Source organism: Mycobacterium sp. MAC_080597_8934 (genome assembly GCF_000523975.1).
Taxonomy (GTDB): domain Bacteria; phylum Actinomycetota; class Actinomycetes; order Mycobacteriales; family Mycobacteriaceae; genus Mycobacterium; species Mycobacterium avium.
Window position 1 is genome coordinate 211,651 of the sequence record NZ_JAOS01000023.1, and the last position, 19,619, is coordinate 231,269.

A 19,619-nucleotide genomic window follows, 5' to 3' on the forward strand; every position below is an offset into this window, starting at 1 on the left:
GCTCATCGCCTCGTGGAATGGGCGTTTGGCTGCAGCCGTTGCGGTCGGTACCGGGTACCCACCGCCGACGGGTCGGCTGCACGTCCGCGGGCGGTGACCACCACGCCGATTGAAGGACGAATATCGTGACCCCTCAAGCATTCACCGCAACGGTTGTCGGATCGCCGCGCATCGGGCCGAAGCGCGAACTCAAGCGCGCCACCGAGGGCTACTGGGCCGGCCGCACCGGTCGCGCCGAGCTCGAAAAGGTGGCCGCGACGCTGCGCCGCGACACCTGGACGGGCCTGGCGGCCGCCGGCCTGGATTCGGTGCCGGTGAACACCTTCTCCTATTACGACCAGATGCTCGACACCGCGGTGATGCTCGACGCGCTGCCGGAGCGGGCCCGGCAGGTGTCCGACGACCTGGACCGCTACTTCGCGGCCGCCCGCGGCAACTCCGACGTCGCACCGCTGGAGATGACCAAGTGGTTCGACACCAACTACCACTACATCGTCCCCGAGATCGCGCCCACCACCAAGTTCGCGCTGAACCCCGACAAGGTGCTGTCGGATCTGAAAGAAGCTCTGGCACAAGGTATTCCGGCCCGGCCTGTGGTTATCGGGCCGATCACCTTCCTGCTGCTCAGCAAGGGCGTCGACGGGGCGGGCGCCCCCATCGAGCGGCTCGAGGAGCTGGTGCCGATCTACGCCGAGCTGCTGTCGCTGCTCGCCGACAACGGGGCGCAGTGGGTGCAGCTCGACGAGCCGGCGCTGGTGACCGACATGTGCGCCGACGCGCCCGCCCTGGCCGAGGCGGTCTACAACAAGCTGGGCTCGGCGGCCAACCGGCCGGCCATCTACGTCGCCACCTACTTCGGTGACCCGGGGGCGTCGCTGGCCGGGCTGGCCCGCACGCCGATCGAGGCGATCGGCGTCGACCTGGTGTACGGCCCCGACACCGCCGTCGCCGCCGTGCCCGAGCTGGCCGGCAAGACCGTGGTGGCCGGCGTGGTCGACGGCCGCAACGTGTGGCGCACCGACCTGGCGGCGGCGCTGGACAAGCTGACCACGCTGCTGGGTTCGGCAGCGCGCGTTGCGGTTTCGACGTCGTGCTCCACGCTGCACGTGCCCTACTCGCTGGAGCCGGAGACCGACCTGGACGACGCGCTGCGCAGCTGGCTGGCGTTCGGGCGGGAGAAGGTCGCCGAGGTGGTGACGCTGGCGCGTGCCCTGCGCGACGGGCGCGAGGCCGTCGCCGACGAGATCGCGGCGTCCAACGCGGCCGTCGCCTCCCGCAAGAGCGACCCCCGCCTGCACAACGACCGCGTCCGGGCCCGCATCGACTCGATCGTCGCGTCGGGTTCGCACCGCGGCGACCCGGCCCAGCGCCGCGCCAGCCAGGACGCGCGGCTGCACCTGCCGCCGCTGCCCACGACGACCATCGGCTCCTACCCGCAGACCTCGGCAATCCGCAAGGCGCGCGCGGCATTACGGTCCGGCGAGATCGACCAGGCCGAGTACGAGAGGCGGATGAAAAAGGAGATCGCCGACGTCATCACGTTGCAGGAGCAGCTCGGCCTCGACGTGTTGGTGCACGGCGAGCCGGAGCGCAACGACATGGTGCAGTACTTCGCCGAGCAGTTGGAGGGCTTCTTCGCCACGCAGAACGGCTGGGTACAGTCCTACGGCAGCCGCTGCGTGCGGCCGCCGATCCTGTACGGCGATGTGGTGCGCACCCACCCGATGACGGTCGAGTGGATCACCTACGCGCAGTCACTGACCGACAAGCCGGTGAAGGGCATGCTGACCGGGCCGGTGACGATCCTGGCGTGGTCGTTCGTCCGCGACGACCAGCCGCTGGCCGACACCGCCAACCAGGTGGCGCTGGCCATCCGCGACGAGACGGTGGACCTGCAGGCGGCGGGCATCGCGGTCATCCAGGTCGACGAGCCGGCGCTGCGCGAGCTGTTGCCGCTGCGCCGGGCCGATCAGGAGGAGTATTTGCGTTGGGCCGTAGGCGCTTTCCGGCTGGCCACCTCCGGGGTTGCCGACTCGACCCAGATCCACACCCATCTGTGCTACTCGGAGTTCGGTGAGGTGATCGGGGCGATCGCCGACCTGGACGCCGACGTGACCTCCCTGGAGGCCGCCCGCTCGCACATGGAGGTGCTCGACGACCTGAACGCGGTCGGCTTCTCCAACAGCGTCGGGCCGGGTGTCTACGACATCCACTCGCCGCGGGTGCCGAGCACCGCCGAGATCGCCGAGTCGTTGCGCGCGGCGCTGCGGGCGGTGCCGGCCGAGCGGTTGTGGGTCAACCCCGACTGCGGGCTCAAGACCCGCAACCCCGACGAGGTGAGCGCGTCGCTGAAGAACATGGTCGCCGCGGCCCACGAGGTTCGGGCCGGGGTCTGAGCCGCCGAGCCCGAGCGTCACGCCAGCGTGACGCTCGGGCTCGGCGTCACTCTGGCGTGACGCTCGGCGCGTCGTCCGACACCACCTGCACGGGGACGTCGTCGTCCCAGGGTTGCCGCACGACCATGTCGGCGACCCGCACGATGCCGCGCTCGAACTCACCGGTGGCCGCGTCGACCAGCCGGTAGGCCTGCGTCTGCTTGTGAATGGGCTGCGCGTCGAGCAGCACCACCCGCACCTCGCCCGGCTCGAAGTGGCAGCGCTCCTGCAGCGCGGCGATCAGCTGCTCGTTGTGCATGTGGCCGTCGCCGAAGTTCCAGCCGATGGCGGTGCTGCAGATCCGCTCGCCGTCGGTGATGACGTAGTCGTCCTCGTTCTGGCCGGCCATGGCGCGGTGCGCCAGCGTGAACAGTGCCCGGCCGTGAGTGTTGAAGCCGCGGAACGCATATCCCATGTAGAGCGGGATCTGCGCCGCCTCCGGGCTGCCGTAGAACCGCTCCAGCTGGGCCTGGGGCATGCTGGCGATGGCGACGATGCCGCGGCTGATCTTTTCGCTGGCCGACGGTTTGATGCACCACAGCGTGGTGTCCCAGTTGCCGGCGTAGTAGCGCATCCCGGGCAGAAACGAGATCTTGCGCGGAAACATGTTGCCCAACACCACGATTCCCGCAATGACGACGAACAGGACGGCCACCACCACGGGGTGCCGAAGGTCGCCGAGCCCGATCCCGGTGTGCGCCACGAACAGCGACAGCACCCCGAAGATCATGAACACGTTCCATTCCAGCGGCACGCCCATCGGAATCGAGACCAAGATCCCCAGGTGGAAGCACACCATCACCACCGCTGCCACGGTGACCGGCCAGCCGCCGTGACAGAAGAACAGCGGCAACGGCACCAGCATCTCGATCGCGGTGCTCAGATGCGCGATCCAGCGTGACAGCCGGCCGGGGCGCAGATCGTCAGGGAACTTCTCGAAGAACCTCCGCTTCAGCCAGCGCGGGCGCACCAGCGGGTTGTTGGACATCATCGTGGAGATCACGAACGGAAAGTGTTTGTTGAGTTTGGATGTCGCCGCGCCCATCCAGATCACCAGGAAGACCACCTTGGACCCGACGATCATGTCGGGCGCCCCGAACAGGAACGTCACCGCCATGCTGGCGTAGACCTCGCCGCGGGCGGCCAGGAAGATCACCTTGTCGCGCAGCCCCAGCACCGCCAGCACCAGCAGGATCAGCACGATCTTCCAGGCGGGCAGCAGGCCGATCGTGGTGCCCAGCTCGGGCACGGGCCCGGTGCCGTCGGCGAACAGCGCGGCCAGCGTCAGCAGCAGAAACAGCGCGTACAGCGCGACGTCGACCGGCTTGCGTTTGGTGCCCGCGGTGAACGGGACCCGGTCCGGCCACGGTGGCAGCCGGATGGTGCCGAAGCGCATCCAGTACAGAATCGAGCCCATCGGCGGGAAGAAGCGGTTGTTCAGCGGGCCGAAGCCGCAGCCCAGCCCGATCACCTCGAACAGCATCGTGTAGAGCACGACCTTTTCGAAGACGATCGGCTCCGACCACCACGACGCGACGTGGGTGAAGCCGCCGAGACCCCGGGTGGCCGAGGCGAACAGCCACCCGCCCAGGATGTAGAGCAGGATTTTGACGACGTAGAACAGGTGCAGGGCGACCGGGGTGCCGAACCCCACCTCGGCCCAGTGCTTGGCCATCGGGCGGATCTTGTCGCTACGGGTGCCCTTGCTCCATTCGGCCATGTCGAGCTGCGGCAGCTCGGGCTTCAGAAATCCCATGGTGTCAAAGACTAGAACGCGTTCTAGGAACACGCCCGGCAACCTCGGGCAACGCGGCGGCACCCGGGCGCGGCCGAGGCCCCGGCCGCGCCCTCGAGCGTGGACTAGTTGCGCGATCACCCGGCGTGTCGGCGCAACAAGTCGACGCTGGACCGGTGCGCGCCGGGACTACCCGGCTTGCTTGGCCGGCGGCCGGTAGAAGATCACCAGCTGGCCGATGGCCCCGGCCAGGCCGAGCAGCAGCGAGATCAGCAGGCCGTTCCAGCCGTCCATCCAGTTCTTGCCGAAGACCAGCCAATCCAGGCTGAGCCGGCCGGCGCCCAGGGTGGCCACCACCACCGCGCTGGCCGCCAGCACCAGGTTGTATTCCCAGCCCTCCTTGACGATGAAGAAGCCGTTGGGGCGGTGCACCGTCCACGCCGCGACCAGCATCAGCGAGACGAAGCCCGCCGCCGGGATCGGGGTGAGCAACCCGGCGGCCAGGCCCAGACCGGCGGCCATTTCCGTGGTTGCCGCCACGGTGGCGTGGAACTTGCCCGGCTTCATGCCGATGCTCTCGAACCACCGCGCGGTGCCCGGGATACGGCCACCGCCGAAGAACTTGTTGTAGCCATGCGCGGCCAACGTCACGCCCAACACCAGCCGCAGGATCAGTAACCCGACGTCGTAGGGAGTCATAGGTGCCAACCTAGATCATCGGCCGCCGGGGAGGACAGGACCGCCGCGCGGCTGAGTCCACCCGCCAGCCCGTGTGGGAACATAGCGGGCGTTCCGGGGTTGCCCGAATCAGCAGCGACACCACGAAGGGGGTGCACCACGGCTCGCACCGCACCAGGTAGCGGCGCCCACCGCAACGCGTCACGCGACCGGGACGCCGCGCCGACAGAGCAGTCCGTGGTGTTGCTGGACGGCACATCGAGCCACCCCCGCGAGCTGCTGGGCAACAAGGGCCACGGCATCGAGGTGATGCGCCGCCACCACCTGCCGGTGCCGCCCGCGTTCTGCCTCACCACCGCGGTGGGCCTGCGGTATCTGGCCGACCCCGCGGCGACGATGGACGCCGTCTGGGACGACGTGCTGGACCGGATGGGCTGGCTGCAGGCGCAAACCTCGCGCGCGTTCGGGCGGGGCCCGCACCCGCTGCTGGTCAGCGTGCGCTCCGGGGCCACCCAGTCGATGCCCGGGATGATGGACACCCTGTTGAACCTCGGCATCAACGACTCCGTGGAGCAGGCGCTGGCCGCCGAGCACGGCCCGGCGTTCGCCCGCGACACCCACCGGCGGTTCCGCGAGATGTACCGGCGCATCGTGGGTGTCGAGCGGCCGGTGCCGTCCGACCCGTACACGCAATTGCGCGCCGGCATCGAGGCGGTGTTCGCGTCGTGGAACTCCCCGCGCGCCCGCGCCTACCGCGCCCATTACGGTTTCGCCGACCGGCACGGCACCGCCGTCGTCGTGCAGGCCATGGTGTTCGGCAATCACGGCCCCAATTCCGGTGCGGGAGCATTCTTTTCGCGCAACCCGATCACCGGGGACGACGAGCCGTTCGGCGAGTGGCTGCCCGGGGGCCAGGGCGACGACGTGGTGTCGGGATCGGTCGACGTGGAACCGATCGCCGCGCTGCGCGACGAGCAGCCGGCCGTCTACGACCAGCTGATGGCCGCCGCCCGGACGCTGGAGCGGTTGGACCGTGACGTCCAGGAGATCGAGTTCACCGTCGAGGACGGCGCCCTGTGGTTGCTGCAGACCAGGGCGGCGGAACGCTCGGCGCAGGCGGCGGTGCGCTCGGCGCTGCAGCTGCGACGCGAGGGGCTGATCGACGACGCCGAGACGCTGCGGCGGGTCACCCCGGCGCACGTGCGGTCGCTGCTGATGCCCGCCCTGCAACCCGAAATACGTTTGACGGCACCACTTCTGGCCAAGGGCCTACCTGCCTGCCCCGGCGTGGTATCCGGCACGGCCTACGCCGACGTCGACGAGGCGCTGCACGCCGCCGAGCGGGGCGAACCGGTGATCCTGGTGCGCGACCACACCCGGCCCGAAGACGTGTCGGGCATGCTGGCCGCGCGGGGCATCGTCACCGAGGTGGGCGGCGCGGCCAGCCATGCGGCGGTGGTCAGCCGGGAACTGGGCCGGGTGGCCGTGGTGGGTTGCGGCGCCGGGGTGGCCGCGATGCTGGCGGGCCGGCGGATCACCGTCGACGGCGCCGAAGGCGAAGTGCGCGAAGGCGAATTGTCCCTGTCCGCGTGGTCCGAGAACGACACGCCGGAGCTGCGGGAGCTGGCCGAGATCGCGCGGCTGATCAGCCCGCTGCGCGCCCATTCCGGCGGCGACCATCCGCGGCTGGACGACGACTCCGAGAGCGCCGTGCGCGCGGCCCTGGCCGCCGGGCAGACCGACGTGGTCTCGCCCACCCCGCTGCTGGTCATGCTGACCGCGCTGCGCCAGGGCGCGCCGTGACCGAACTGGCTGTGCTGCAAGCGATTCGGCTCAAGGGCCGGGTCAGTCGAGCCGACCTGGCCGCCACCCTGGGCACGGATCCCGACGAAATCGCCGGCACGGTCGAGCGGCTGAGCGCGGCGGGCCTGGTGACCGGGGACGCCACCCTGCGGATCACCCCGGCCGGCAGCGCCCGGCTCACGGCGCTGCTCGCCGAGGAACGCCGGGGCATCGACGCCGCCGCGATGGCCGCCGTCTATGACGACTTTCGGGCGATCAACGCCGATTTCAAGCGCCTGGTGACCGACTGGCAGCTCAAGGACGGCGCGCCCAACCGCCACGACGACGCCGAGTACGACGCCGCCGTGTTGGCCCGCCTGGACGACGCGCACGCGCGGGTGACGCCGGTCATCGAGGCCGCGGCCGCCCAACTGCCGCGGCTGAACCGCTACGCGGCGAAACTGGCCGCGGCCCTGGGCAAGGTGCGGGCCGGCGACACGGCATGGCTGACCAGGCCGCTGATCGACTCCTACCACACGGTGTGGTTCGAACTGCACGAAGAGCTCATCGTCGCCGTCGGCCTGACCAGGCAGGAAGCCGCCAGATCCGGTGACGCGCAATAGTCATAGCGCCGCGTCGAGCAATGCCAGGTAGGCGTCGACGTCGGGAACCGCCGACGCCGCCGCGTGCACGCTGATCGCGATGGTGTCCCCGATGCCGTGCACGCCGTGCGTCAGCCCCATCACCGGCGACAGCGCGGGATAGCCCGCCGTCAGCACCACCCGCGCGCCGCCGAAGCTCAAATCGGCCGGCCCGCGATTGACGCTGGACACCACGGTGTTGCCGGCCACCTGGTCCGGACGCTGGTCGGCGTCGAATTGGTCTACGCCCCAACGCAACAGCGCGGCCGGCACCGCGGCGAATGCGCGGTCGGCGGCCCGGGTTGCCGGGTGCCCGAAGCGGCGCCGCCCGGCGGCCAGGCCGGCCGCGATCCGCTCCGCGCGGGCCTGGGCCCCCAGCCTCGGATGCAGGTCCACCACGACGTTGCCGAAGTGGTTGTACGCCTGCGGTGCACCGGGTTTGGCCATCGGAACCTCGGCGCCCAGCGAATCCGCTTGATCGCCAAGCAGATCGGACAGCGCCTGCGCCACCGCGCCCAGCACCGCAACCGTGGCGGTCGGACCGGGCAGCTGCGCGCGGTGCCGCACCAGGGTGCGCAGCGAACGCACACCGGCGGGCCGGGCGTTCGTCGGCAGCAGCGGACGCGGCCCCGCCCCGGGGGCCAGCCGCCCGGCACGGGTGTCGCGCACCAGTTGGCGGTGGGTGCGCGCGGCCACCGCGGCCCGCCAGGGCAACCAGCCCGGCCGCGGGACGGGCACCTCGGGCACCGGGGCGGCCCGGCCGAAAAGCCGGGCGGCCAACGCCGCGGCGCGGGCGCCGTCGGCCAGCGCGTGCGCGACCTGCAGCACCGCGACCGTGCCCGGCCCGCGGACCCCCGGAATGCCGTCGACCGGGCCGAAAACGTGCAGCCGCCAGGCCATCCGGCGAAGGTCGAGTTGGTCGTCGGCGAGCCCGGCGACAGCGGCCAGGCACCCGTCCCAGCTGTGCTCGGCCAACTCGTGGCGGACCACCTGCTCGGGGGCGACGGCCGCGGGCACCCAGTGCGGGTAGCGCAGCCGGCCGCGGTCGCGCACCCGGATGCTCAGCGCCGGCTCCGCGTCGGCCCGCCGGCGCAGCTGATCGGCGGCAGCCGGGTAATCGGCCGGCTCGCCGTCGAAGGCGTACAGCAGGAACTCGTCGTTGGGGATCTTGGCCGACATCCAGTAGAACTGCGCATCGACGGCCGCCATCCGGTGGCCCGTCATTCAGCCGGGTGAGCCGATGAACCCGAGCACCAGGCCGGCGACCTTGTCGGGCTGTTCGAGCTGCAGGAAGTGCCCGGCATGTTCGACGATGTCGACTTCGCTGCCGGGGGGCAGCACCTTTTCCACCTGGTGAGCGAAAGCCGATGTCATGCAACCGTCGTCGCGGCCATGAAGGTACAAACACGGCAGCACCGGCTCCTCGGTCCACAGTCGGTGCAACGTCGCGTACTGGGCCGGCGGTGCGGTGTTGCGGATGGTGGCGCGGTAGGGGCCCAGCGCCGCCCGCCAGCTCTCCGGCGCCCCGATCGCGGCGTCGACGTGCCGCAGATCCTCCTCGGCGCGGTAGCCCGGCGACCAGCGCCGCCACAGCAGCGGCAGCACCCAGGAAGCGGAACGCTCAGGCAGCCAAGGCAATTGGAAGTACATGATGTACCAGCTGCGGAACACCTGGCGGGCCAGATGGGCGGCCAGCCGGCCCCGCTCGGCCGCGCTGCCGCCGCGCCGCCGGAACGCCGCCGAGGGCGGCACCGACATGAGCACCGCCTTGGCGAACGGGCTGTCGGGCATGGCGGCCAGGCCGGTGGCCGCGATCGCCCCCCAGTCGTGGCCGATCACCACGTCGTTCTCGGTACCGCCGGCGGCCGCGCGCACCCGCAGCGCGTCGTCCATCAGCGCACCCACGTGGTAGCTGCCGTCGGACGGGATCGCCGACGGCGCGTATCCGCGCATGAAGGGCGCGACCACCCGCCACCCCGCGTCGGCGAGCCGGGGAGCGAGCTTGCGCCACCCGTACGGCGTGTCGGGGAAGCCGTGCAGACACAACGCGAGCGGGCCGTCGGGCGGCCCCCAGGTGAGCGCCTTCAGGTCCCCCGCAGGGCCGGTCACGTCGATCCAGCCTGGTTCAGCCATCTTCACTCCCTGCTCGGCGCGTCCGCACGGACCAACCTAACCCGTGTGTCGTCGAGACGCACCGACCGCAGTAAGTATGAAGTCAAACCGTCACTGCGTCAGCGGGTTTCGCTACGAGGATGCCGCGGCCCGCTCCAGCTCGGCGATGACGATCTTGCGCATGCCATACATCGCCTGGGTGGCCGCCGCCGCCCTGCTGCGATCGGGGTCGCCGATCAGTTCGAAGAGCCGGTCGGGGACGATTTGCCAGCTCAGGCCGAAGCGGTCTTTGAGCCAGCCGCATTGGGATTCCTCGCCGCCGTCGCTCAACCGGTCCCAGTAGTAGTCGACCTCGTCCTGGTCCTTGCAGTGCACCGTGAACGACACCGCCTCGCTAAACCGGAAGTGCGGGCCGCCGTTGATCCCGATGAACCGCGAGCCGTCCAGCACGAAGCTGCCCGACAGCACCGTCCCGGGCTCGCCCGGGCCGGCCTCGGTGGTCCGGTTGAACCCCTCGATGTGCGAGTTCGGGAACACCGCGGTGTAGAACGTGGCCGCCTCCTCCAGGTTGTCGTCAAACCACAAGGACGGGGTGATCGATGGCATGTCCGCGGGCCTCCTCGCCGGCTGGTTGGTTGTGCTGGGGTAGACCCCGGCGGCCGTGGAAACTCATCGCGTCGTCGGCCCGCGCAAGAGTGCTTATGCCACCTATGTAACGTCAGGACCCATGAGTACCGTCAGCAGCAGTCCCGAGACGGTGGAGTTTGCCGGCGTCGACGGGATCACCCTGGTCGCCGACGAATGGAATCGGGGCTCCGACGGCGCCGGCCGGCCGAGCATCTTGATGCTGCACGGCGGCGGCCAGAACCGTTTTTCCTGGAAGAACACCGGGCAGACGTTGGCCGACGAGGGGCTGCACGTGGTGGCACTGGATTCCCGGGGGCACGGCGACAGCGATCGCTCGCCGCAGGCCGATTACCAGATCGAGACGCTGACAGCCGACGTGCTGCGGGTGCTGGACGCGATCGGGCGGCCGGTGACGATCATCGGGGCGAGCATGGGCGGACTGACCGGCATCCTGGCCGCGCACCGGGCCGGGCCGGCGAAGGTGACCCGCCTGGTGCTGGTGGACGTGGTGCCCCGGTTCGAGAAGGACGGCAGCGCCCGCATCCGCGACTTCATGATCAGCGGCCTGGACGGCTTCGACTCGCTGGAGCAGGCCGCCGACGCCGTCGCCGCCTATCTGCCCTACCGCAGCAAGCCGCGCAGCCCCGAGGGGCTGAAGAAGAATCTGAGGCTGCGCGACGGCCGCTGGTACTGGCACTGGGACCCGGCGTTCATGACCAAGCCCGGCGACGATCCCGAACTGCGCACCGAAAGCTTCGAGCAGGCCGCCAAGAACCTGTCGATCCCGGTCCTGCTGATCCGCGGCAAGCTCTCCGATGTGGTGAGCCCCGAGGGGGTCCGGCACTTTTTGGCCACCGTGCCGCGCGCGGAGTTCGTCGAGCTGTCCAACGCCGGGCACACCGCGGCCGGCGACGACAACGACGCGTTCAGCGACGCCGTGGTGGCGTTCGTCAAGCGCCGCTGAGAAATCCGCGCGGCTAGTTGGCCGGCTTCTCGGCGTGCCCGCCGAATTGCTTACGCATCGCCGAGAGCGTCTTGTTGGCGAAGTCATCGAGATGCCGGGAGGCGAAGCGGGACTGCAGCGCGGTGGTCAGCACCGGCGTGGGGACCCCCTCGTCGATCGCGGCGATGGACGTCCAGCGGCCCTCCCCCGAGTCGGAGACCCGCCCGGAGAACTCCTTGAGCTCCGGTGATTCGTGCAGCGCGATCGCCGTGAGATCCAGCAGCCAGGATCCGATGACGCTGCCGCGCCGCCACACCTCGGCGACCTCGGGGATGTCGAAATCGTATTGGTAGAACTCGGGATTGGACAGCGGCGCGGTTTCGGCGTCGCCTTCCTGCACGTGCTTGCCGATGTCGGCGTTGCGCAACACGTTGAGTCCCTCGGCGAGCGAGGCCATCATCCCGTACTCGATGCCGTTGTGCACCATCTTCACGAAGTGCCCGGCGCCGGACGGCCCGCAATGCAGATACCCCTGCTCCGACCGGGTGACCTCGCCGTCGCGGCCCGGCGTCCGCGGCGCGGCGTCCACCCCGGGTGCGACGGTGGCGAAGATCGGCTCGGCGTGCGCGAACGCCTCCTCGTCGCCGCCGATCATCAGGCAGTAACCGCGTTCCCGACCCCAGACGCCACCGCTGGTGCCGCAGTCCAGCAGCCGAATCCCCTTCTCCGACAGCGTCTTCGAGTGACGAATGTCGTCACGGTAGTAGGAGTTGCCGCCGTCGATGACGATGTCGCCGGGCTCCAGCGTGGTGGCCAGCTCCTCGATCACCCCGGTGGTGATCGTCCCGGCCGGCACCATCACCCACACCACCCGCGGGGCGCTCAGCTTCGCGGCGAGCTCTTGCAGCGAGGAGACCGCGGTCGTCTTCTCCTCCCCCGCCATCGCCTTGACCGCGTCCGGATTGTGGTCGTAGACAACGCATTCGTGTCCGCCCTTGACCACCCGGCGGACGATGTTGGCACCCATCCGGCCCAGGCCGATCATCCCCAGCTGCATCGTGTTTCGAGCCTCCTTATCGTTTCGTGGACGTGCTCTGCGGCAGCCACGGTTGCTGCCAGGCGTGGCGACCGTGCACCAGCGCCTGCGCGGCCTCGGGTCCCCAGGAGCCTTGCTCGTATTGGTGGATGCGGCTCGGCTTGTCCAGCACCGGCTGCACGATCCGCCAGGTCTCTTCGATGGCGTCCTCGCGGGCAAACAGCTGGCGGTCGCCGTTGAACGCGGCGTAGAGCAGCCGTTCGTAGGGCCGCACCGGTTCGCCGAGGTCCACCGCGAACGAGGAGTCCAGGTGGACGTCGTGCCACGAGTCGCCGACCTGAGCGGACAGCTGCAGGCGCATCCCGGGATCGGGGTCGATGCGCAGCACGATCTGGTTGGGCTCGGGCGGGCGGCGGTTGGGCAGGAAGGAGAAGCCGGGCACGTGATGCAGGAACATCCGGACCTCGGTGACCTTGTGCGGCAACGCCTTGCCGGCGCGCAGGAAGATCGGCACCCCGGCCCAGCGCCAGTTGTCGATCTCGGTCCTCAACGCGACGTAGGTCTCGGTGGTGGAATCCTTTGCCACACCGGGGACTTCGGTGTAGCCACGATACTGGCCACGCACGCAGTGCTCCGGGTCCAGCGACGGCATGGCCCGGAACACCTCGGCCTTCTTGTCGTTGAGGTCGTCGGCGCCGGCCCCGACCGGGGGTTCCATGGCGACCAGCGCGAGCACCTGCAGCAGATGGTTTTGCACGACGTCGCGCACCGCCCCCACCGCGTCATAGAACTTGCCGCGGTCCTCGATGCCGAAGTCCTCGGCCATGGTGATGTGGATTTCGGAGATGCTGTCGCGGTCCCACAGCTTGGCCAGGGCGTTGTTGGCGAACCGCAGGTATTGCAGTTCTTCGACCGGCTGTTTGCCCAAAAAGTGGTCTACGCGCAGGATTTGGTCTTCGTCGAGCACCGCGCGCAGCCGGGCGTTGAGGTCGCGCGCCGATTCCAGGTCGTGGCCGAACGGCTTTTCCACCGCCACCCTGGCGCGTTCCAGTAGGTCGGCCTTGGCCAGGTTCTCCACGATCGGCGCGAACAACGACGGCGGCATCTCCAGGTAGTACAGCGGACGCGAATCGCCACCGATCTTCTCGGCGAGCTCGCTGTAGAGCCCGGTGTCGGTGACGTCGCCCGACAGGTAGGAAAGCCGGCCCGCCAAGCGGTCGAACACCGCGTCGTCGAACGTCTCACCGGTGGCCTTGATCGCCTCCCGGGCGCGGTCCAGCAGCTGGTCGAGGGTGATGTCGTCGCTGGCCACGCCGATGATCGGGTGCTCGAGCTCCTCGCGGCGCTCCAGCCGGTAGAGCGCGCGGAACGTCATCTTGCGCGCCAAGTCCCCGGTGATTCCGAAGATCACCAGCAGGTCGGATGGATGGCTGTCATCGTCGGCCAAGACCGCTCCTCCCGAAAGTCACCCGATCGGCTCCCTTGAGACTCACTACCCGCGGCCGGCGGACTCAACACTAGACACAGCCCGGCAGGGGCGCCAGCCCGACCGCGGCGCCGCCTGACAGGATGACCGGCATGGGTGACGTGCTGCATGTCACGGTCTACATCCTGGCCGGGCTGGCCGCCGTCGAGGCCGGCGCGCTGGCCGTGCTGTGGCGGCGGCTGGTGCGCAGCCGCGCCGAACTCGACGAGCTGCGTCAGCGCACCGACGCCCGCAACTGGCTGCTCGCGGGCGGGCGGGAAGCGGTCAAGACGGTATGGAACACCGCCAATCTCGTGCGCAAGGAGGGTTTCGGCGCGGCGGTGCGCAGCTCGATCGAGGAGCTCGCGGACTGGGCTGAGGTGGAGCGGCCCGACCTGGCCCGGGTGACCCCGGACGGCCGGGTGGTGATCCTGTTCACCGACATCGAGGAATCGACCGCGCTCAACGAGCGGATCGGCGACCGGGCCTGGGTCAAGCTGATCAGCTCGCACGACAAGCTGGTCTCGGATCTGGTGCGGCGCCAATCCGGTCACGTGGTGAAGAGCCAGGGCGACGGATTCATGGTCGCCTTCGCCCGGCCCGAGCAGGCGGTGCGGTGCGGCATCGAGTTGCAGCGCGCGTTGCGCCGGAACGCAAACCGCAAGCGGCACGAGGAGATTCGGGTCCGGATCGGGATCCACATGGGCCGCTCGGTGCGCCGCGGTGACGACCTGTTCGGCCGCAACGTCGCGATGGCGGCGCGGGTCGCCGCCCAGGCCGCCGGCGGGGAGATCCTGGTGAGTCAGCCGGTGCGAGACGCGCTTTCGCGCTCCGACGGGATCCGGTTCGATGACGGACGCGAGGTCGAGCTCAAGGGATTCTCCGGCACCTACCGGTTGTTCGCCGTGCTGGCCTCGCCCGATCCCGGCTGAATCGCATCGTATTCGGCCAGCCGCTGATGCAAACGATCCCGGACCTCGTCGGCGGTATAGGCCCGGCGTTTGCGTTGGTCGCGGACCACCAGCACGCCGCCGGCGACGACGCCGGCCGCACCGGCCAGCCCGAGCCACTTCCACATGCTGCGCATGCCACCAGGCTAGGCGTAGTTGTGATTGACTGGATCCCCGCATGGCCTTACCCGCGAGAAGCGGGGCGGGGCGGCGGCGACGTCGGCGAAAACTGCAGCGGGAGACGGGCTTACACGATGCTCACCTTGAACCAAGCGCTCGAGGAGACCCGGACCGGTGACCTGTGGCTGTTTCGCGGCGGTTCGGGTCCCGACCGCGCCATCCAGACGTTGACCAACAGCCCCGTCAATCACGTCGGCATGACGGTGGCCATCGATGACCTGCCGCCGCTGATCTGGCACGCCGAGCTGGGTGACAAGCTCGTCGACCTGTGGACCGGGACGAATCATCGTGGCGTGCAACTCAACGATCTGCACCAGTCGGTGTTGCAGTGGACGCAGCGTTACCGCCAACGGTGCTGGCTGCGCCAGCTGACGCCGCCGGCCACCCGCGAGCAGGAGAACAGGCTGCTGCGCGTGATCGCCCGGATGGACGGCACCGCGTTTCCCACCACCATGCGCCTCACCGGCCGGTGGCTGCGCGGCCGACTGCCCACCGCCTACGACTGGGCACGCGGAATCCCCGTGGTGGACAAGAAGATTCGGGAGACAACGCGCCGACGAAAGGAACGTCAACGGCTCGGTCTGGAAGCGGCCTACTGCGCGGAAACCGTGGCGATCACCTACGAGGAAATGGGTCTGCTCACCACCGAGAAGTACTCGAACTGGTTCGACCCGGGCTCGTTCTGGAGCGGCGACAAGCTTCCGCTCACGCCGGGCTATGCGCTGGGCGACGAGATCGAGATCGCGGTCGATCGGTGAGGGGTTAGTCGACCGTCATCTCGCCCATCCGCGACCACCCGGTGGCCTCGACGGTCTGGCTGATGATCTTGGGCGTGGACTTCAGCGCCTGCGGGAGCTCTTGCATCGCCCGCTTGAAGTGGTCGCTGTTGACGTGAGCGCTGCCGGCGTCACCGTCGCGGAACGCCTCCACCAGCACGTACTCGGCCGGGTCGTCCAGGCTGCGCGACCACTCGAACCACAGGTTGCCCTCCTCGGCCCGGGTGGCCGCGGTGAACGCGGCGACGAGGTCCGGCCAGCGGTCGGCCCACTCGGGTTTGGTCTCGAACTTGACGACGATGAAGATCATTGCGGCCCCGCCTCGGTTCGCTGCTGGGATGACTTGGGATGGCGCTCTGGATGACTTGGGATGACTTGGGATGACGCCCGCCCCTGCCCGCGGGCAGCGCCAGCCTATCGGGGCCGGGTCGCCACCGCGGCCCGGCCCCGGCCGCGATGGCAGGTCGCTTTTTTGGGCGAAATAATCACAGCAAAGTGGGCTCATCCGTCACAGGCGACACATCAGCCCGCTTTTGCCGCGCGCCACCCGGTCGCACACGTAGTGGCCCAGCTCACATGGGCACGGATATCCGCGCTATTTCACTTTGCGGAACGAGAATGGTCGCGAACCGGGGCGCCGAAAACCGGGTGACAATCACCAGCACGGCCGCGTTTTATTCGTTATGGATTCGCAATTACCGCGTCGCCGGGAAAGGTAATTCAGGGGCCCGGCGGGGGCGGCGGCACGGGCGCCGGCGCATCGATCAGAACGGCCGGCGCTTCCGGCGGCGCAGGCGGCGCGTCGGGCGGCGGAGCCGGTGCGTCCGGCGGGGGTGGCGGTGCGTCCGGCGGCGGCGGCGGCCCGAACATCGCCGGCGGCGGCGCGCCGCCGTCCTCGGGGGGCATCGGCAGGAACATGTGGTGGGTGAATCCGGCCTGGTAGGCACCGGCGCCGCCGACGTGGACGCCGCCGTGCTCGCCGCTGGACACCGCCGTTCCGTCCGGCAGCGTCACCGCGGTGTGGCCGCCGTTCCAGCCGATCACCAAGGCGTTGGGGGCGGTGCCGTATTGGAAGCCCCGGGCCAACAACGCGGCTTCCTCGTTTCCGGTATTGAACCGGTCCCCGAACACTGGCCTGTCAGTTGCTGCATTCGCAATCCACGAAGCAAGTCCCGAACAATCGGTCCCAGCCGGAGAATCTCCACCCGAAATATAAGGCGTGCCGGAGACCTGATTGATCAACGACATCAATGTTGCAATAACGACCATGGCCAGGGAGGCTAGCAATAAGGTTTATTGCGATCCAAAATTTGTGGCCCAGGTCATTCGCTAAACGGACAATGACGTGCGCCGCAGACTGAGCCAATATATTACACACGGGTATATTTGCCGCAGCAAAATGCTTACGCCTTCGGCGACCCGGCCTTACGCGTCGTCTCGCTCGCTTTCCGCGATCTCGCGGTCGACCTCGGCTTGCTCCCGGTTGGCGCGCGCCCGCGTCCGCTTGACCCGTTCGTCGATGCGGCGCAGTCGCGCCCGTTCCCGCTCGGCGGCCGTGCCCTCGCGTTCGTCGGCGAGCTGCTCGCGCTCGTCGGCGATCTGCTCGCGCTGATCGGCGACCCGGCCTCGTCGACCCGCCAGCCATTCACGTCGTCTGACGTCGGCCTCCCGCCGGGCCAGGGCCTTCTCGCGCTGATCGAGCGCGTCGGACCGACGCTCGGATTCCTCGGGAGGCTCGGCCCAGTGTTCTGCGGCCACAATTCACCCTAACCCTGCGGCGGCCGACCGTTCGACGCGCCGAGCGCCGCCGGCACCGGGTCCGGGTGCTCAGAGCGGGGTCCACACTCCGTTGTTCCAGATTCCCCAGTTACCGGCGCCGGTCGGGTTCCACATCATTTGCGCCCCGGGCGCCCAGGCCGGTTGCGGTGGCGGGGGCGGTGCCCACGCCGGCGGCGGTCCCCAGGGCCCCCAGCCCGCCGGGCCGGTGGGGCCACCGGGGTGTTGCCAGTCGTGGCATTGATGCCAGTCCCAGTCCAAGACGTTGCCCCAGGACGGGTTCCACGGATCGCCCGGACACCAATGCCCGGTGGGTGCGGGGGCCGGGGCCGCCGCGGCGACGGGGCCGCCGGCGAGACCGACGACGGACATCGCCAACGCGCCGCCCGCCACCACACTCGCCGCCCAACCCGCCGTGCGCTTTTCCGTCGTCATGCCCTAAGACTTTCCCGTGGCGAGGTTCGGGGCAAGTGGCAATTCGGAGTTGTCGCGGGTTCTAGGGCTCATATCCCGAACTTGGCCCGCGCCTCCGGCGTCACCGGGGTGAACAGGTTGACCAGGTTTCCGTCCGGATCCCGGAACAACAACGCGCGGTTGCCCCACGGCATGGTCGTCGGCTCCGTCACGACCTCGGTGAGCTGCTCGCGGAGCCGCTCGTATTCGGCGTCGACGTCATCGACGATGAACTCCACAATCGCGCTGCGGTTGGCCGCGGGTTCGGCGGATCCGGCACCGAACAGGGGTACCGTCTGGTCGCTGCCGATGGCCAGCGTGGCCGCCGGTGTCGGAATCTCGGCGAACAGCTCGTTTGCCCACACGGCCGAGACTCGGGTGACGATCTCGTAGAAACCGACGAGGCGCTGCACGTCGGCGGTGATGATGCGGGTCGATACGAACTTCATGCGGGCGCTCCTCGAAGGGGTGGATGTGGTGTCGCCCAAGCAGATTAGGCGCTGCCTCTGACAACCGAGCGGCCGTTTTGTCGGGCCGGCAGGCGCGAGATTCACCGTGCCGTCGGGGGTATGGCGCGCTCGACCAGGGCGGCCGCGATCCCGGCAGCCGTCGGGAAGGCGTCGCTGCCCAAGGCCCTGGTCCGAACCGAGGCGCCATCGAGTAACAGCGCCAGCTGCTCACCGAGCAGTTCCGGATCGGCGGCGCCGGCCTCCCGGGCAGTCTCGCTCAGGCGGGCGGCGACGGAGGTCTTGTACTCGCGGGCCCGCACGCGCGCGGGATGCTGCGGATCGGAGATCTCCACGGCGGCGGCGATGAACGGGCAGAGGGGCATCGGCTCGTCGGTGAACGCAGGCGGCGTCGCGAATACCGCGAGCAGTCGTTCGCGGGGCGTGAGATCGTCGCGCTCGAAGACCTCGGACGTGGTGTCGACGTCAAGACGCCGCAGGTACTCAGCGATCAGCTCGTCCTTGCTACCGAAGTGCTGGTAGGCGGTGCGCTTGGACACCTGCGCCGCCGCGCAGAGCAGGTCCATCCCGGTGTTGTTGATGCCCCGCTCGCGGAACAGCTGCTGCGCCGCGCCGAGGATGCGCTCGCGAGCACCCCGGCCCCGTCGCCGCCCGCGCGGGCCCTTCTCCAGCTCGGTCACGCCGTCCATGGTAACGCTCAGTGTACTTAGCTGGCGTTCGCACGCGCCGTGCGGTAGCTTACGTACACAGATCAGTATGCATAATCTTGGCAAGGAGGGTCGTTGTGGGGAAGCTCGACGGCAAGGTGGCGGTGATTACGGGTGGCTCGAGCGGTCTTGCGCTCGCCACCGCCAAGCTGTTCGTCGACGAGGGAGCTCACGTCTTCATCACGGGCCGGCGGCGGCACGCTCTGGACGAGGCCGTCGCGTCGATCGGGCGCAACGTCACCGCCGTGCAGGGCGACGCGGCCAACCTCGACGACTTGGACCGGCTGTTCGACACGGTGAAGCGGGAGAAGGGCAGCATCGACATACTTTTCGCCAGCGCCGGCACCGGAGGGCAGGCGCGCAGGCTCGGTGAGATCACCGAGCAGGACTTCGACACGGTCTTCGGGCTGAACACCCGTGCCACCCTGTTCACGGTGCAAAAGGCGTTGCCGCTCTTCAACGATGGCGGGTCGATCCTGATGACGGGGTCTATCGCCTCGGTCAAGGGCTGGCCGGATTACAGCGTGTACTCGGCGAGCAAGGCCGCCCTGCGCTCGTTCGCCCGCACGTGGCTCAACGAGCTGAAGGACCGCCGGATCCGCGTGAACGTGCTCAGCCCGGGCCAGGTCGCCACACCGATTCAGGAGAAGATGTTCGACGCGGAGACCAAGCGGCAGTTCGAATCCCTGATTCCGCGGGGTACGATGGGCCGTCCCGAGGAGATCGCGACGGCCGCACTGTTCCTGGCCTCCGACGACTCGAGCTACGTCAACGGGGTTGAGTTGGCCGTCGACGGCGGCACCTCGGCCATCTGACGTGAAGGGCGGCGGTCGGCCTCCGCTTCGCCGGGCGCATC

The 19,619-nt window shown here is 69.3% G+C and carries 21 protein-coding genes and 1 pseudogene; 7 read left to right on the plus strand and 15 right to left on the minus strand.

Features of this window, described 5'->3' with window-relative positions; all coding sequences use genetic code 11:
• The first annotated feature begins 125 nt into the window (after nucleotides 1–125).
• Nucleotides 126–2,396, plus strand: a complete 2,271-nt coding sequence (metE, locus tag NF20_RS13595) for a 5-methyltetrahydropteroyltriglutamate--homocysteine S-methyltransferase (RefSeq protein ID WP_019732333.1) — start codon at nucleotides 126–128, stop codon at nucleotides 2,394–2,396.
• A 46-nt stretch (nucleotides 2,397–2,442) separates the two neighbouring features.
• Here metE and NF20_RS13600 read toward each other — a convergent pair whose 3' ends face one another.
• Both NF20_RS13600 and NF20_RS13605 read right to left on the minus strand, forming a co-directional pair.
• On the minus strand, nucleotides 2,443–4,191 hold the full coding sequence (locus NF20_RS13600; protein WP_010949686.1) for a DUF3556 domain-containing protein: 1,749 nt from the start codon (nucleotides 4,189–4,191) through the stop codon (nucleotides 2,443–2,445).
• Between the two features lie 168 nt (nucleotides 4,192–4,359).
• Nucleotides 4,360–4,869: a DoxX family protein gene (locus tag NF20_RS13605; protein WP_019732332.1), complete on the minus strand. Its 510-nt coding sequence runs from the start codon at nucleotides 4,867–4,869 to the stop codon at nucleotides 4,360–4,362.
• Nucleotides 4,870–5,085: 216 nt separating this feature from the next.
• Between NF20_RS13605 and NF20_RS13610 the strand changes: the two genes are divergently transcribed.
• Both NF20_RS13610 and NF20_RS13615 read left to right on the plus strand, forming a co-directional pair.
• Nucleotides 5,086–6,651 carry a pyruvate, phosphate dikinase gene (locus NF20_RS13610; protein WP_019732331.1) on the plus strand — a complete coding sequence of 522 codons (1,566 nt, stop codon included), beginning with the start codon at nucleotides 5,086–5,088 and terminating at the stop codon, nucleotides 6,649–6,651.
• Nucleotides 6,648–7,253, plus strand: a complete 606-nt coding sequence (locus tag NF20_RS13615; RefSeq protein ID WP_011724034.1) for a hypothetical protein — start codon at nucleotides 6,648–6,650, stop codon at nucleotides 7,251–7,253. Before NF20_RS13610 ends, NF20_RS13615 begins: the two co-directional genes overlap by 4 nt.
• On the opposite strand, the gene NF20_RS13620 is transcribed toward NF20_RS13615, so the two are convergent.
• From NF20_RS13620 to NF20_RS13630, 3 genes are all read right to left on the minus strand, one after another.
• Entirely contained in the window at nucleotides 7,254–8,495 is a 1,242-nt protein-coding gene (locus tag NF20_RS13620) for a WS/DGAT domain-containing protein (RefSeq protein ID WP_023861239.1), read from the minus strand.
• Nucleotides 8,496–9,404: an alpha/beta fold hydrolase gene (locus NF20_RS13625; RefSeq protein ID WP_031347735.1), complete on the minus strand. Its 909-nt coding sequence runs from the start codon at nucleotides 9,402–9,404 to the stop codon at nucleotides 8,496–8,498.
• A gap of 111 nt (nucleotides 9,405–9,515) precedes the next feature.
• The gene (locus tag NF20_RS13630; RefSeq protein WP_009975406.1) at nucleotides 9,516–9,989 is read right to left on the minus strand and encodes a VOC family protein; all 474 of its coding nucleotides are present in this window, start codon (nucleotides 9,987–9,989) and stop codon (nucleotides 9,516–9,518) included.
• A gap of 121 nt (nucleotides 9,990–10,110) precedes the next feature.
• Here NF20_RS13630 and NF20_RS13635 point away from each other — a divergent pair, with 121 nt between their 5' ends.
• A complete protein-coding gene (locus tag NF20_RS13635) occupies nucleotides 10,111–10,974 on the plus strand; it encodes an alpha/beta fold hydrolase (RefSeq protein WP_003875404.1) in 864 nt (287 codons plus the stop codon).
• 13 nt (nucleotides 10,975–10,987) lie between these two features.
• Here the strand turns inward: NF20_RS13635 and gnd are convergent, their stop codons facing one another.
• Nucleotides 10,988–12,010 (minus strand): phosphogluconate dehydrogenase (NAD(+)-dependent, decarboxylating), encoded by a 1,023-nt coding sequence (gene gnd / locus NF20_RS13640; protein ID WP_009975403.1) that lies wholly within the window; start codon nucleotides 12,008–12,010, stop codon nucleotides 10,988–10,990.
• 16 nt (nucleotides 12,011–12,026) lie between these two features.
• Nucleotides 12,027–13,436: a glucose-6-phosphate dehydrogenase gene (locus NF20_RS13645; protein ID WP_009975401.1), complete on the minus strand. Its 1,410-nt coding sequence runs from the start codon at nucleotides 13,434–13,436 to the stop codon at nucleotides 12,027–12,029.
• Nucleotides 13,437–13,558: 122 nt separating this feature from the next.
• On the opposite strand from NF20_RS13645, the gene NF20_RS13650 reads away from it, so the two are divergent.
• Nucleotides 13,559–14,386, plus strand: coding sequence for an adenylate/guanylate cyclase domain-containing protein (locus NF20_RS13650; protein ID WP_009975399.1), 828 nt, complete (start codon nucleotides 13,559–13,561; stop codon nucleotides 14,384–14,386).
• On the opposite strand, the gene NF20_RS13655 is transcribed toward NF20_RS13650, so the two are convergent.
• A complete protein-coding gene (locus NF20_RS13655) occupies nucleotides 14,344–14,541 on the minus strand; it encodes a hypothetical protein (RefSeq protein WP_009975398.1) in 198 nt (65 codons plus the stop codon). The two genes, NF20_RS13650 and NF20_RS13655, sit on opposite strands and share 43 nt — an antisense overlap.
• Nucleotides 14,542–14,658: 117 nt before the next feature.
• Between NF20_RS13655 and NF20_RS13660 the strand changes: the two genes are divergently transcribed.
• Nucleotides 14,659–15,342, plus strand: coding sequence for a hypothetical protein (locus NF20_RS13660; RefSeq protein WP_009975397.1), 684 nt, complete (start codon nucleotides 14,659–14,661; stop codon nucleotides 15,340–15,342).
• A 4-nt stretch (nucleotides 15,343–15,346) separates the two neighbouring features.
• Here NF20_RS13660 and NF20_RS13665 read toward each other — a convergent pair whose 3' ends face one another.
• The 7 genes and pseudogenes from NF20_RS13665 to NF20_RS28230 form a co-directional block, all read right to left on the minus strand.
• Entirely contained in the window at nucleotides 15,347–15,670 is a 324-nt protein-coding gene (locus NF20_RS13665; RefSeq protein ID WP_009975396.1) for a putative quinol monooxygenase, read from the minus strand.
• 410 nt (nucleotides 15,671–16,080) lie between these two features.
• Nucleotides 16,081–16,629, minus strand: coding sequence for a glycoside hydrolase (locus NF20_RS13670; RefSeq protein WP_080516335.1), 549 nt, complete (start codon nucleotides 16,627–16,629; stop codon nucleotides 16,081–16,083).
• Between the two features lie 156 nt (nucleotides 16,630–16,785).
• Nucleotides 16,786–17,118, minus strand: a complete 333-nt coding sequence (locus NF20_RS13675; protein WP_011724027.1) for a hypothetical protein — start codon at nucleotides 17,116–17,118, stop codon at nucleotides 16,786–16,788.
• A 69-nt stretch (nucleotides 17,119–17,187) separates the two neighbouring features.
• A complete protein-coding gene (locus NF20_RS26330; protein WP_011724026.1) occupies nucleotides 17,188–17,571 on the minus strand; it encodes a hypothetical protein in 384 nt (127 codons plus the stop codon).
• Nucleotides 17,572–17,639: 68 nt separating this feature from the next.
• Complete coding sequence (locus tag NF20_RS13680; protein ID WP_011724025.1) at nucleotides 17,640–18,038, minus strand: VOC family protein; 399 nt, start codon at nucleotides 18,036–18,038, stop codon at nucleotides 17,640–17,642.
• 101 nt (nucleotides 18,039–18,139) lie between these two features.
• The gene (locus tag NF20_RS28225) at nucleotides 18,140–18,421 is read right to left on the minus strand and encodes a hypothetical protein (RefSeq protein ID WP_031343909.1); all 282 of its coding nucleotides are present in this window, start codon (nucleotides 18,419–18,421) and stop codon (nucleotides 18,140–18,142) included.
• Between the two features lie 129 nt (nucleotides 18,422–18,550).
• Nucleotides 18,551–18,745 (minus strand): annotated as a pseudogene (locus NF20_RS28230) (helix-turn-helix domain-containing protein); the annotation flags it as partial.
• Between the two features lie 95 nt (nucleotides 18,746–18,840).
• Between NF20_RS28230 and NF20_RS13690 the strand changes: the two are divergent.
• Nucleotides 18,841–19,578 carry an SDR family NAD(P)-dependent oxidoreductase gene (locus NF20_RS13690; protein WP_011724023.1) on the plus strand — a complete coding sequence of 246 codons (738 nt, stop codon included), beginning with the start codon at nucleotides 18,841–18,843 and terminating at the stop codon, nucleotides 19,576–19,578.
• Nucleotides 19,579–19,619: the final 41 nt, after the last annotated feature.

Coding starts and splice junctions, on each gene's coding strand:
- NF20_RS28225 (WP_031343909.1), bottom strand. CDS start 18,421: ATGCCCCTCTGCCCGTTCATCGCCGCCGCCGTGGAGATCTCCGATCCG.
- NF20_RS13655 (WP_009975398.1), bottom strand. CDS start 14,541: ATGCGCAGCATGTGGAAGTGGCTCGGGCTGGCCGGTGCGGCCGGCGTC.
- NF20_RS13630 (WP_009975406.1), bottom strand. CDS start 9,989: ATGCCATCGATCACCCCGTCCTTGTGGTTTGACGACAACCTGGAGGAG.
- NF20_RS13600 (WP_010949686.1), bottom strand. CDS start 4,191: ATGGGATTTCTGAAGCCCGAGCTGCCGCAGCTCGACATGGCCGAATGG.
- NF20_RS13625 (WP_031347735.1), bottom strand. CDS start 9,404: ATGGCTGAACCAGGCTGGATCGACGTGACCGGCCCTGCGGGGGACCTG.
- NF20_RS13680 (WP_011724025.1), bottom strand. CDS start 18,038: ATGAAGTTCGTATCGACCCGCATCATCACCGCCGACGTGCAGCGCCTC.
- NF20_RS13620 (WP_023861239.1), bottom strand. CDS start 8,495: ATGACGGGCCACCGGATGGCGGCCGTCGATGCGCAGTTCTACTGGATG.
- NF20_RS13665 (WP_009975396.1), bottom strand. CDS start 15,670: ATGATCTTCATCGTCGTCAAGTTCGAGACCAAACCCGAGTGGGCCGAC.
- NF20_RS13635 (WP_003875404.1), top strand. CDS start 10,111: ATGAGTACCGTCAGCAGCAGTCCCGAGACGGTGGAGTTTGCCGGCGTC.
- NF20_RS13605 (WP_019732332.1), bottom strand. CDS start 4,869: ATGACTCCCTACGACGTCGGGTTACTGATCCTGCGGCTGGTGTTGGGC.
- gnd (WP_009975403.1), bottom strand. CDS start 12,010: ATGCAGCTGGGGATGATCGGCCTGGGCCGGATGGGTGCCAACATCGTC.
- NF20_RS13650 (WP_009975399.1), top strand. CDS start 13,559: ATGACCGGCATGGGTGACGTGCTGCATGTCACGGTCTACATCCTGGCC.
- NF20_RS13670 (WP_080516335.1), bottom strand. CDS start 16,629: ATGGTCGTTATTGCAACATTGATGTCGTTGATCAATCAGGTCTCCGGC.
- NF20_RS13660 (WP_009975397.1), top strand. CDS start 14,659: ATGCTCACCTTGAACCAAGCGCTCGAGGAGACCCGGACCGGTGACCTG.
- NF20_RS26330 (WP_011724026.1), bottom strand. CDS start 17,571: ATGACGACGGAAAAGCGCACGGCGGGTTGGGCGGCGAGTGTGGTGGCG.